10 protein-coding genes are annotated in these 12,053 nt (G+C 55.5%); 9 read left to right on the top strand and 1 reads right to left on the bottom strand.

From position 1 onward, the window contains the following. Window positions 1–14: 14 nt before the first annotated feature. The 7 genes from AC07ED_RS05240 to rarD all read left to right on the top strand — a co-directional run bounded on the left by AC07ED_RS05240 (window position 15) and on the right by rarD (window position 8,195). Entirely contained in the window at window positions 15–1,031 is a 1,017-nt protein-coding gene (locus tag AC07ED_RS05240) for a hypothetical protein (protein ID WP_211096432.1), read from the top strand. 50 nt (window positions 1,032–1,081) lie between these two features. Next, entirely contained in the window at window positions 1,082–2,623 is a 1,542-nt protein-coding gene (locus AC07ED_RS05235) for a hypothetical protein (protein ID WP_105234809.1), read from the top strand. 31 nt (window positions 2,624–2,654) lie between these two features. Next, window positions 2,655–3,512 carry a glycosyltransferase family 2 protein gene (locus AC07ED_RS05230; protein ID WP_105234810.1) on the top strand — a complete coding sequence of 286 codons (858 nt, stop codon included), beginning with the start codon at window positions 2,655–2,657 and terminating at the stop codon, window positions 3,510–3,512. Between the two features lie 18 nt (window positions 3,513–3,530). Further along, the gene (locus AC07ED_RS05225) at window positions 3,531–4,559 is read left to right on the top strand and encodes a glycosyltransferase family 2 protein (RefSeq protein WP_105234811.1); all 1,029 of its coding nucleotides are present in this window, start codon (window positions 3,531–3,533) and stop codon (window positions 4,557–4,559) included. Window positions 4,560–4,643: 84 nt separating this feature from the next. After that, on the top strand, window positions 4,644–5,243 hold the full coding sequence (locus AC07ED_RS05220; protein ID WP_067545794.1) for a superoxide dismutase: 600 nt from the start codon (window positions 4,644–4,646) through the stop codon (window positions 5,241–5,243). Between the two features lie 137 nt (window positions 5,244–5,380). After that, the gene (locus tag AC07ED_RS05215) at window positions 5,381–7,210 is read left to right on the top strand and encodes a methyl-accepting chemotaxis protein (protein WP_105234812.1); all 1,830 of its coding nucleotides are present in this window, start codon (window positions 5,381–5,383) and stop codon (window positions 7,208–7,210) included. A 79-nt stretch (window positions 7,211–7,289) separates the two neighbouring features. After that, window positions 7,290–8,195, top strand: coding sequence for an EamA family transporter RarD (gene rarD / locus AC07ED_RS05210; RefSeq protein ID WP_105234813.1), 906 nt, complete (start codon window positions 7,290–7,292; stop codon window positions 8,193–8,195). Here rarD and AC07ED_RS05205 read toward each other — a convergent pair. Next, entirely contained in the window at window positions 8,132–8,677 is a 546-nt protein-coding gene (locus tag AC07ED_RS05205) for a TIGR00730 family Rossman fold protein (protein WP_245918134.1), read from the bottom strand. The two genes, rarD and AC07ED_RS05205, sit on opposite strands and share 64 nt — an antisense overlap. Before the next feature lie 114 nt (window positions 8,678–8,791). Here AC07ED_RS05205 and AC07ED_RS05200 point away from each other — a divergent pair, with 114 nt between their 5' ends. Beyond that, on the top strand, window positions 8,792–10,159 hold the full coding sequence (locus AC07ED_RS05200) for a LysM peptidoglycan-binding domain-containing protein (RefSeq protein WP_245918135.1): 1,368 nt from the start codon (window positions 8,792–8,794) through the stop codon (window positions 10,157–10,159). A gap of 63 nt (window positions 10,160–10,222) precedes the next feature. After that, the gene (locus tag AC07ED_RS05195) at window positions 10,223–12,040 is read left to right on the top strand and encodes an ABCB family ABC transporter ATP-binding protein/permease (RefSeq protein ID WP_105234815.1); all 1,818 of its coding nucleotides are present in this window, start codon (window positions 10,223–10,225) and stop codon (window positions 12,038–12,040) included. Window positions 12,041–12,053: the final 13 nt, after the last annotated feature.

Raw genomic sequence — 12,053 nt, 5'->3', positions numbered from 1 at the left:
GCAGAGGGTAAACAATGAGCACGAACTACACGATTGGCGCACTTTGGATGGAAGGCGCCCTGAGTTTTCTGGAGCAACTTTGTTTGAAGTCCTTTGTTGATGTGGGACATCGCGTGGTGCTCTACCACTACGGCCCGCTGCAAAACGTCCCCGAGGGGATCGAGTTGGCGGATGCGAACGACATTATGTCTCGCGACAATTTCCTGACCCACGAACGCACAGGCAGCCCCGCGCTGCATTCCGATCTGTTCCGATATAAGATGCTGAAAACGCAGCGGAATATGATTTGGGCGGATACTGACGCCTATTGCATGAAGAAGTTCGAAACCCCGAACGGCCACTTCTACGGGTGGGAATCGAAAACCCACGTGAACGGCGGTGTTCTGGGGCTTCCTCATGACAGCGATACGCTCAACGCGCTGTTGGATTTCACCTCTGACGAATTCGCGATCCCGACCTATTACAGCGCGGAGTATGTTGCCGCATTGGAACAGAAACGCGCTGAGGGGAACCCTGTTCACGCCAGCGAACAGCCTTGGGGCGTTTGGGGTCCTCATGCGGTCACGCATTTCCTGCATGAAACAGGCGAAGTGAAATATGCCCTACCGCAAGAGGGGCTTTATCCGTTCACGTTCAAAGACCGCCGTCTGATGCTGCGCCGTAACTTTGATACCACGGGCTATATCACGGAAAACACGTTTTCGGTGCACCTCTACGGGCGCCGTATGCGGGCGCGTTTGGTTGAGAAAGAAGGCGGCGCACCGCACCCCAAGAGCCTCTTGGGTAAGCTGCTGATCAAACACGGGATCGACCCTGAAAAGGCCCCGATCATCCGTAAGGTTCCCGCGCCGAAACAGGAGGCCGTAGAAACGGTCTCTGCTGATGCAGAACTGCGCGCTAAGATTGGTTTGCAGGCCCTGAAGGGGGATGCATCTGTTGCAGAGATTTGCCGTGAACACTCTGTCGACAAGGATTTCGTTATGTCCTGCCGTGAAGTCATCCTCAATAATGCGGCAAGCCTGTTCAAATAGAAAACCCAATGGTTTCTTCGCAACGCACTACGAAACAGGAGACGAAATCAGTGAAGCTCGAGGCGCAGAATTTATGTGAACGAGACGGGATCGATTTCAACCATGTGTTTCGATACCAGTTTGCTGCCTCAAAGCAGAACCTAGATGGTTTCATGTCTCCTCCGTTCCCGTTGGGCGGATGGAAGATCTACTTTGGTTCTGGCCTGCCCTTGGTCAATATCAAAGATAAGTCGGGCAAAGTTGTCGGTGTCGTTGCAGGGATTTGTTTTTCTGATCACGTGCACGCTGACAGTGTGACCTTGGATTTTCTAGGTGGGAGCGGGCAGGGACAAGTTGAGGCGTTTTCACAGTGGGTCGTAGCACTTGGGGGTCGTTACACTGTTTTCGTGACGATTCAGGGAAAAGTCCTCGTCTATACCGATCCAGTTGGTATGAATGGGCTTGTCTATAACAGGGCGGATCAGATTGTCGGTTCGAGCCCTCTGGTCTGTGTCACGGACGAGCTTCAATGGAATGACCACTATAACAAAGACGACGTATTGAGTGGTGTGAGTAAGATTACGCTGTTTGAGACGAGCGATGTTCGGGTCAGAAGATGCAATCCAAACTGCTATCTCGACCTTGATAAATTCACCGAGACACGGTTTTGGCCTCTGGTTCCCATTGAGCCCTGCTCGCAAGGAGACATTCGGCCGATCCTTGAGGGGATTTATGAACGAGCCAATGCATCTGTTGCAGGGATAGTGGATCAACACGACTGTTTAGTGCCCGTATCAGGGGGCATGGATAGTCGACTTATGATCGCGATGGCTGGGTCCTCGGTTGGTAAAGTGAAGCAGTTCTTCACCCATATTTTCAATTACGCCAGCCGTATCGATGCGACGATCGCGGGAAACATCTGTAAACGGCTTCAGCTCCCGTTCGTGACCTACGATAAACGGAATATCGAACTGGATGAGGCATGGGTCGAAGAGCAGCGAAAGATCGTCGCTATTACGACCGGGTTTTCGGCGCCTCTCCCTCGGGAAACGCAATATGGCCTGACCAAGAGCTTGCCTGAGGACCATGTTATTCTACGTGGGCACCAGACGGATATCATGCGGGCGGTTTTTCTGGATCGAATACAGGACAAAGCACGTACGAACTTTCGATGGCAGGTAAAACGGCTTCTGATTGTGCCATTCAAGAAGTTTACCGATGAGATATTCCTGAAGTTCTTACCGCAGTACGAAGAATGGTATGAGAGTTTGCCGGCTGTGAACGAACCTCATTCAATCGATCTCATGTTCTTGGAGATTTATTACGCCTCAACCATTGGGGTGACCTTCCCCGCATTGCATCATAATTTCTATATGTCGCCGTTCAATAGCCGAGAGTTGATCGCTGAGGCGATGAAGCTCCCCAAAGAGTACCGAAAGAACGGACATGCCGTGTTTGATTTTCTTATGATCCAAAATCCAACACTTGCTGAGGTTCCTTTTGACTTTGAGTTCGGAGGGAAAAGGGAATTGGATGACATCGACGACATTCTGCAGATGCGTGAGATGGTAAAACAACGGATCGATGATACGTTACAGAGGGGCATCGCATGACCGATTGCCGAATGTTGTTGGAACTGATCCTATGAAAGTAGCCGCCCTAACGATGGTCTACAGAGACCATTGGTTTCTAAACCAGTGGTTAAAACACTATGGCGGAATATGCGGTCCGGAGAACCTGTTCGTTATCTCTCATGGGGATGAAAAAGAGATCCGTACCATCTGCAGAGAGTCCAATGTAATTGGAATTGTCAGAGAACAGTCAGGGGATTTTGACGTCCTCCGTTGGCAGTTTATAAATGACATCCTTAATGTGCTGCTTAAATCCTATGACGCTGTCGTAGTCGGGGATGTGGATGAACTCGTTGCCGTCGATCCTAGGTCCGGCAAAGACTTCATGACGGTCATTAAGCAGAACAAAGATAAGCCTGTCGTTTTTGTGACCGGAGTTGAAATCGTCGAGCGGGAGAGTGATGACCCACTTAAAGACGATCTGCCCGTTTTGTCCCAGCGCCGATCAGGTCATTGGAATTGGCGTTATACAAAGTGCGCGATTGTGAATTCGCCGTGTAAGGTTGGCCGCGGTGCTCACTTTGTCTGGGGGCAACCTTATTACAATGAGAAAGACCTCATTCTCTTTCATTTAAAATTCGCGAACCTCAGCGTGTTCGATAAAGTCCTGTCATCCCGTAAAGACATTCGTGAAGTTGGCGCAGATGGTAAAACCCGAACCCCGCGAGGGAACGGGTGGACCAATGAAACGCTGGTCTCCCTTTTACGGAAAAGAGAGAAACAGCCTCTGATCGATTTCTACGATGGTCTCGAACAATTTCGGCAGGGAACCGAACGTCACGAAGAGGAATGGAAAGGGCGGGTTTTCCCAAATCGCTTTTTCATTAATTCTTGGTTTGAACTGCCTGCTTCGTTTAGTGACACCTTCTAGGCGGGAGACGTCAAACGCATGTCCATCCTCGCCGTCACCTGCGTAAAGAACGAAGCCCCCTATTTGCTAGAGTGGCTGTCGCATCACCGTGCGCTGGGCGTCGACCATTTCCTCGTGTTCTCGAATGATTGTGAGGACGGGACCGATGTGATGCTCGACCAACTGGCGCGGGCAGGGTGGGTGACCCATGTGCGCCACAGACAGCAGGGCAAAAAGACGATCCAATGGCAGGCGCTGCGGACAGCCTATGGGCATCCCGATTATTCGGCTGCGGAATGGGTGCTGTTCTTTGACGTGGACGAATTCATCGCGCTCGACCCCACGGTGCCTGATCTGAGTGCGCTGCTGGATCGGGACATGGACGCAATGATCCTGCCGTGGCGATTGTTCGGCAATGGGGGGCAGAGCAGCTTTACGGATGCGCCCGTGACCGAACGGTTCACGACGGCGGCGACCCGGACCATTCCTGTGCCCCTAGGACATTTCTTTAAGACGATCTATCGCCGTTCGGTTTTTGGTGAGATGGGCGTGCATCGTCCCAAATCGCTCGCCAATGGCACCGCGCGCTGGGCCGATGCAGCGGGAGGGGCGTTGCCCGACGCGATTGCGCAGATGCCAAACCGCATCAACAGCTTTGGTCATGTCCCAGCGAAGCCCTTGGTTCAGTTGAACCATTATTCGGTGCGGTCCGTTGCGGAATACGTCCTGAAAACGCGGCGGGGGTTGCCCAATAAGATGCACCTCGACCTAGGCCTGAAATACTGGGTGTCCCGCAATTGGAACACGGTCGAGGATTGGGCGATCAGCCACCACGCGCCCGCCACCCGTGCGATGCGGGCAGAGATTGAAACCGACGCCTTACGCGATCTGCACCAAAAGGCCGTTGCGTGGCATCAAGAGCGGTTCGCGCAGGTGATGACCGAGGCAGAGACTGTTGATCTCTATTGGCAACTTCAGCTTGCAGGATCGTCCCATGAACCCGATCCTGATACTGCCCGCAGCTATTTTGCCTTTTTGCAGGCCGTCCGTCGGCAAGAGGGGGCCTAAGGGCGCGGATTGGGCTTGACCTCAGGCGCGCTTGCGCTTTGTTACAGGGCAGCGAACAGTAACCAGACCAAGAGGATTTCTCTGATGGCATTTCAACTTCCCGATCTTCCCTACGCACATGACGCTCTTGCCGCCAAAGGCATGTCCGCCGAAACGCTGGAATATCACCACGACCTGCACCACAACGCATACGTCACCAACGGTAACGCAGCGATCGCAGGCACCGAGTGGGAGGGTAAAACCCTCGAAGAGATCATCGTAGGCACCTACAATAAAACTGCAGTTGCCCAGAACGGTATCTTCAACAACATCTCGCAGCTCTGGAACCACAACCAGTTCTGGGAAATGATGGGACCTGGTTCGTCGGCAATGCCGTCCGAGCTGGAAAAAGCTCTCGTTGAATCCTTCGGTTCGGTTGACGAATTCAAGTCGCAGTTCTCTGCTGCAGGCGCAGGTCAATTCGGCTCTGGCTGGTGCTGGCTGGTGAAAGACACCGATGGCGGCCTCAAAGTGACCAAAACTGAAAACGGCGTGAACCCGCTGTGCTTTGGTCAGACCGCTCTGTTGGGTTGCGACGTGTGGGAACACTCCTACTACATCGACTTCCGCAACAAGCGTCCGGCCTACCTGACCAACTTCCTCGACAACCTCGTGAACTGGGAAAACGTGGCTTCGCGCCTCTGATTTCAGGCACTCACTACGATTGGTTTGGGCGCGAAAGGATACTTTCGCGCCTTTTCCTTTTTTAAGCGCGCGGTGCGCTAACAGAACAGAAGACTACGCCGTTTGTGACGCAAAGACCTGTGACAAAGAACGGCATTATGAAAAAAACTCTCCGCAAGTGGTTCCTCAGCTGGCAGACGATCAGCATCTACATGTTGGTCGGTGGCGCGCCATTGTTTTTGGCCGTGGTCTTTTCGGGTATCCTCGGCATCCAGCGCCTGAATGAGGTGCGCGACGTTGATCGTCTTGAAGTTGTTGTTGAGACCGTAGAGCAAACCAGCAATCTGGTTCTTGAGCTGCAGAAAGAACGGTGGTTAAGCGTTCAGTACCTTGAGGGGGAAGGCTCCATCGGCAAACAGGAGCTGATGGCACAACGCGCTCTCGTCGATGCTGGCCTTCAGGACTTTGCTGATGCAGGCAGCATGTGGTCAGATATTGAACTGTCGCGAATGCTGCTTGCTCTCTCGGAAGAAATCAAACTATTTCATGAGCTTAGAGATGGTGTCGAGCAGCGCAACGTCACGACGGAAGCCGTGATCGAACAATACTCGGGTATCAACAAGAACCTGATCAATATTGCCGATCACGCCTCTGGCGCGTTGAGCAGTGGTGAGACATCGCTTATTCTCGAGTCTTTGAATAATTTTCTGCGCGCCCAAGAAGCAGCCAACGATGAAAAGGCAGCGGCGCTGCGGGTTTTTTCGAAGCGGGCGATGGTCGGGGATGATCTGCGTCGCCTGATCGAATTGCGGACGATGGTGGATATCGGTCTGAACCATTTGACGCTATCGCCGTTCCCCGCATTTGCGGAGCACGGTCGCTCGCTTTTGGCCTCGCCAGAGTATCAGGCTGTTACCGAAATTGAGAAACAGGCTGTTCACGGGGATTTTTCGATTTCCGTCTCAGACGTGAGTGCAGCTTACGATGCAAGCTTGGCAATGATGGAACATCATATCCAAGAAACATGGGATCTTTTGGATGTCGTTATCGTAGAGTCCAAAGCAGAAGCGACAAAGAACCTATTTCTTGTGACCGCAATCTCGGTCCTGCTGATCGCCTTTGTGGCCCACCTGATCTACATGATGGCACGCACCGTTCAGGAGGTCTTGGGTGAGGTCGTTGGAAATGCTTTGCAGATGATTGATGGCAATCTGGACGTGACTTTCCCGAAGGTCGGCAACAACGGCATTTCCACGCTGATCAAATCGGTTGAAATTTTCCGCGACACGATCCGCGATACCCGCGATGCCGACGCCGTTCGCGCGCAGCAAGAAAAACAACGTTTGGACGAATTGGTCGCCCGCACAGAGCAGTCCAAGGCGCGGTCCGAACGGATTTCAAACGACCTTGAAAACACGGCGCAAACCGTTGAAGAGCTTGCGAATTCCGTGTCGTCGTCGCTCAAGACAACTGAGATGGCGAACACATTCGCCAATGAGATGCAGTTGAGCGCGAACGAGGGCAACACCGTCGTTCAGAACGCGATTGCGGCGATGGAACGTATCCGTGCGGCCTCGGACAAAATCACGTCGATCATTAAGATCATTGATGAAATAGCATTCCAAACGAACCTCCTCGCGCTGAACGCACGGGTAGAGGCCGCACGTGCGGGTCATGTGGGTCGTGGTTTTGCGGTGGTCGCAACCGAGGTTCAGCAGCTTGCAGCACGCTCTGCCCGCGCAGCGAGCGATGTCTCTGAACTGATCGAACAATCCGCCTGCGAGGTCCGCAACGGTGCCGCTATCGTGGAATCCAGTGGCGTCACCTTGGCCGAGATTGCCTATGGCGCGACAGAGATCGCTGGCCTGATCGACACGATCACAGAGATGAGCCGCCAGCAGTCGCGGTCGCTCAATGAAGTCAGCGCGGCGACGGGGCGTCTGGACGACGAAATGCAGGCGTTGGCACGGGAATTTACCCAAGCCTAACTGCGCCCCTAGAACGGGCTCTTGTCTTTGGCGAATGGCTGTGACCTAAACGGGGCAACGTTCACCAAAGGCAGCCAACATGACCGAAGCAGTCAAAGGGATCGTCGCGCTCGTTGTTGCGGCGATTGTTTGGGGGTTGTCGTCCCTCTATTACGCACAGCTTCGCCATTTGCCGCCTCTCGAAGTGCTCTGCTATCGGTCGCTCTGGTCGCTCTTGTTCTTTGCCGTCATCCTGACGTTTCAGGGGCGTTTGGGCCAGTTGCGCGGTGCATTGGGTACGCCTCGCAAATTCGGAGTGATCTTCTTGGCAGCCTCGCTGATCGGGGCCAATTGGTTCGGCTTCATCTTTGCGATCAAATTCGGCTACGCGGTTGAGGCCTCTATGGGCTACTATATCTTCCCGCTCGTCGTGGTGATGCTCGGCCGCTTTGTGCTGGGGGAAAGCCTGTCTAATTGGCAATGGGGCGCTGTGGCTCTCGCGGCCTTTGCGGTGTTGATCTTGGCCGTGGGGCTCGGGGTTCCGCCGTGGATCGCACTGGGTTTGGCGTTCACCTTTGGCGGCTATGGGTTGGTGAAGAAACAGCTCGACCTTGGTCCTGTTTTGTCCGTGACCGCAGAGGTGCTGACGCTCGCGCCCTTTGCGCTCACCTATCTGTTCCTCTTTGGCACACCAGATAAGGACTGGGGCACGCAAATCTTGCTCGCGCTGTCTGGCCCGCTGACGGCATCACCGCTGATCTTTTTCGCTTACGGCACGCGGCGGGTGCGGCTCTCTACGGTTGGTATCTTGCAATACGTGAACCCGACGCTGCAGTTCGTCGTGGCGACAACCGTGTTTCTAGAGCCGTTCACCCTTTGGCACGGCATAGCATTCCCTATGATCTGGGTTGCGCTCGTCCTTTATTCGGTCGCGGCCATCCGTCAGGACAGGGCGTCCCGCAGAGCTGTTTCCAGCGCTGTCGTATCCTCGACCACGGTGACGTAGGACCGCAGCGTTTCGCCTGCGAAACCTTCGGCAACGATATGGTCGAGCAGGTCGACGAGCTTTTGCCAGTAGCCCTCAACATTGACGAGGTAGATGGGTTTGCAGTGCAGACCCAGTTGCCGCCATGTCAGAACCTCAAAGAACTCATCGAGCGACCCGCCGCCACCTGGCAGAACGACAATCGCATCGGCGTTCATAAAGAGGATCTTTTTGCGCTCGTGCATGGTTTCGGTGACGACATAACTGTCGAGGTCACGTTTGCCGACTTCCCATTTGACGAGGTGTTCGGGGATGACGCCAAAGGTCATACCGCCCGCTGACTGGGTCGCTCGTGCGACAGTGCCCATCAGGCCCACATCGCCCGCGCCGTAGACCAAACGCCAGCCGTTCGCGGCCAGCATCGTGCCCGTATCAGCGGCGGATTGCTCATATGACGGGCGGTTGCCCGACCGTGACCCACAGTAAACGCAGACTGATTTCATCGTGGCCCCCAAAATAGCCATTAGATAGCTTTGACCCTGAATAGGGCGGTTGATATGGTCCAACAACCCTTGATCAAAAAGGGGCGGCAATTTGCTGCTGGGGAAGGAACACGAGTGACGACAAAATCTAGTCAGGGGACAATGGTCCTCGGGGGTGTGGTTGTAGTAGCTGCAATTGCGCTTGGGGCTTATTTCATTGGGCAAGGCTCTGACGGGGCGGAAACTGCAACACCTGCTAATCTGGCCGAGGTGCCCGCGGTTGCCACAGAAGCAGCGCCTGAACCAGCATCCGCAGCAGAGCCATCACCTGTTGTCGAAATGACCCGCGCTGCGCCGATCTTTGACACTGTTCGGGTCGAAGCGGACGGCACAGCCGTGATCGCAGGGCAATTTGACGGTGGTGGCGCGGTGGAACTGCGCCTTGACGGTGAGGTAATTGAACGGATTGAAGCGGGCGCTGACGGTGCCTTTGCCGCGTTCCTGACGATTGCGCCCTCAGATCAACCGCGCGTCCTGTCGCTGGTCGGTGATCCCGATGGGGATGCGATTGAGGCGGCCGAGACTGTGATCATCGCACCGTTCGGTATGGCAGAGCCTGAGGTGGCTGAGGTTGTGGTTGAAGAAGCGCCGACTGAAGAGGTTGCTGCTGAAGAGGTAGCCGCCGAGGAAACTGCGGAAGTCGCGGTCGCTGAGGCCAACACAGAGGTTGCTGAAGCGCCAGATACCACAGAACCTGTTCAAGACGCAGAGCCCGTCGTTGCAGCTGTAGAAGCCGCAACAGAGGAAACTGCCGCTGAGCCAGCTGCCCAAGAAGAGGTTCAGGTTGCAACCGCGGCAGAGCCGACAACAGCCGGAGAACCCGCAAGCGAACCCACTGCCGAAGCTGAACCTGTCGAAGCTGCACCCGCTGCTGAACCGGTCGCAGAACCCGCACCTGCCGAAGCTCCGCAACTCCTCGTCGCGGATGCAGAGGGTGTGCGTGTCTTGGCGGATGGGGCCGCACTTGAGGCGCTGACGCTCGACACGATCACCTATGACGACAATGGTGAGGTGAAGCTGGCGGGCCGTGCCACAGGCGAGGGCTTTGTTCAGGCCTATCTGAATGGCGCGTCTGTCGGCACCGCAACGATCCAAGCGGACCGGTCTTGGCAGATTGACCTCGTCGGCGTTGAACCCGGCGTTTACACCCTGCGACTGGACGAAGTGTCTCCTCAGGGCGAAGTTGTCAGCCGTATGGAAACCCCGTTCAAACGTGAAGTCGCGACCGAAGTGGCAGCGACTATGGCGGATCAAGTGACCGAGGAAACCCGCGCTGCGGTCCGCACGGTTCAGCCGGGCAATACCCTTTGGGCGATTGCGTCGGACACCTATGGGGACGGCATTAAATATGTCTACGTCTACGAGGCCAACCGCGATCTGATCCGCGATCCTGACCTCATCTACCCCGGACAGGTTTTCGTCCTACCCGAGATTAGCGAGTAACCCTACTGGCAATCTACTTCGGCGGCGCATAGGTTCCACTGGTACAGCCAGAACGGAGCCTCCATGCGCCGCCTTTCCAAAACAGATGCGAACCTTAACAACGACCGCGTGCAAGGCATGCGGGTGCTGCGCCGCGCGGTGCCTTATCTTTGGCCTGACGGTCAGGCTTGGGTCAAACGGCGGGTGGTGATCGCGCTGACGGTGCTTTTGGCGGCAAAGCTGATCGCCGTTGTGACCCCGATTTTCTACAAACAGGCCGTGGACGCCCTGTCGACTGACGGTAGCCCTGCGACCTTCCTTGCGTTGGGTGCTGTGGGTCTGACGCTGGCCTACGGGATGGCCCGCTTGATGGAGGTGGGGTTCAACCAGCTCCGCGATGCGATCTTTGCTAAGGTCGGCCAACGTGCCCTACGGCGGCTCGCGATTGAGACGTTTACTCACATTCACCGCCTGTCGATGCGATATCATATCACCCGCAAAACAGGGGGCCTAAGCCGCATTATGGAGCGCGGCGTGAAGGGCGTCGAATTCCTCTTGCGGTTCCTCGTGTTCAATATGGGGCCGCTGATGCTCCAGCTTTTGATGATCGCGGGCGTTCTGATGTTCCTCTTTGACATCCGCTATGTGGCGGTCGTTGTGCTGACCATCGGGCTCTATATCGCGTTCACCTTCCGCGTCACTGAATGGCGGGTGAAAATCCGCAAAAAGATGAACGAACAGGACACGGATGCGAACCAAAAGGCCATCGACAGCCTGTTGAACTTTGAGACAGTGAAATACTTCGGCGCCGAAAAATGGGAGGCTGACCGCTACGATGGCGCCATGGCGCAGTATGAAAAAGCGGCGATTAAGACCTCGTATTCGCTGGCTTTTTTGAACTTTGGTCAGTCTGTTCTGATTACCAGTGGTCTTGTTGCTGTGATGGTCATGGCCGCGATGGAGGTCCAGAGCGGCGTCCTGACCGTTGGCGATTTCGTCATGGTGAACGCCTACATGATCCAGATCACCATGCCGTTGAACTTCCTCGGGTCGGTCTATCGCGAAATCCGTCAGGCGCTGATTGATATGGGCGATATGTTTGACCTCTTGGACCAGCCGTCCGAGGTCACGGATAAACCGAATGCGACAGAGCTGGTGGTGAACGGCGGGGCGGTATCGCTGAACGCGGTAGAGTTCGCCTATGACGCAGAGCGCCCGATCCTCAAAGGCGTGTCGATTGACGTGGCCGCGGGCGAAACCGTGGCTATCGTCGGCTCATCTGGGTCGGGCAAATCGACCATCGGGCGGCTGTTGTTCCGTTTCTATGACGTGACGGGCGGCTCGCTGACCATCGACGGTCAAGACGTGCGGGACGTGACCCAAGACAGCCTTCATGCCGCGATTGGCGTGGTGCCGCAGGACACGGTGCTGTTCAACGACACCATCCGCTATAACATCGCCTACGGTCGCCCTGAGGCGTCAGAGGCAGAGATCGTTGAGGCCGCGAAAGCCGCGCAAATCCACGACTTTGTCCTGTCCTTGCCCAAGGGCTATGACACGCAGGTCGGTGAACGCGGGCTAAAGCTCTCGGGCGGGGAAAAGCAACGCGTGGGGATTGCCCGCACGATCCTGAAAAACCCGCCGATCCTGTTGCTGGACGAGGCGACATCGGCGCTCGATACGGAAACAGAGCGGGACATCCAGACCCAGCTTCGGGCGATGGGGCAGGGCCGCACGGTGATCACCATCGCGCACCGTCTGTCGACCATCGCGGATGCGGACCGCATTGTGGTGCTAGAGGACGGTCATATCGTCGAACAGGGGCGTCATGATGCGCTGCTGGCTCAGTCGGGTCGCTATGCCCAGCTCTGGCAAAAACAAGCCTCAGAGGACGCGGCTTAACAGCCACCAGAGG

Source organism: Aestuarium zhoushanense, from assembly GCF_056431045.1.
This window is presented reverse-complemented; position numbering and strand designations above follow the sequence as displayed.

Excerpts from the sequence above, each read along its gene's own strand:
- AC07ED_RS05240 (WP_211096432.1), top strand. The coding sequence starts at position 15 with ATGAGCACGAACTACACGATTGGCGCACTTTGGATGGAAGGCGCCCTG.
- AC07ED_RS05205 (WP_245918134.1), bottom strand. The coding sequence starts at position 8,677 with ATGAAATCAGTCTGCGTTTACTGTGGGTCACGGTCGGGCAACCGCCCG.
- rarD (WP_105234813.1), top strand. The coding sequence starts at position 7,290 with ATGACCGAAGCAGTCAAAGGGATCGTCGCGCTCGTTGTTGCGGCGATT.
- AC07ED_RS05230 (WP_105234810.1), top strand. The coding sequence starts at position 2,655 with ATGAAAGTAGCCGCCCTAACGATGGTCTACAGAGACCATTGGTTTCTA.
- AC07ED_RS05225 (WP_105234811.1), top strand. The coding sequence starts at position 3,531 with ATGTCCATCCTCGCCGTCACCTGCGTAAAGAACGAAGCCCCCTATTTG.
- AC07ED_RS05220 (WP_067545794.1), top strand. The coding sequence starts at position 4,644 with ATGGCATTTCAACTTCCCGATCTTCCCTACGCACATGACGCTCTTGCC.
- AC07ED_RS05195 (WP_105234815.1), top strand. The coding sequence starts at position 10,223 with ATGCGCCGCCTTTCCAAAACAGATGCGAACCTTAACAACGACCGCGTG.
- AC07ED_RS05215 (WP_105234812.1), top strand. The coding sequence starts at position 5,381 with ATGAAAAAAACTCTCCGCAAGTGGTTCCTCAGCTGGCAGACGATCAGC.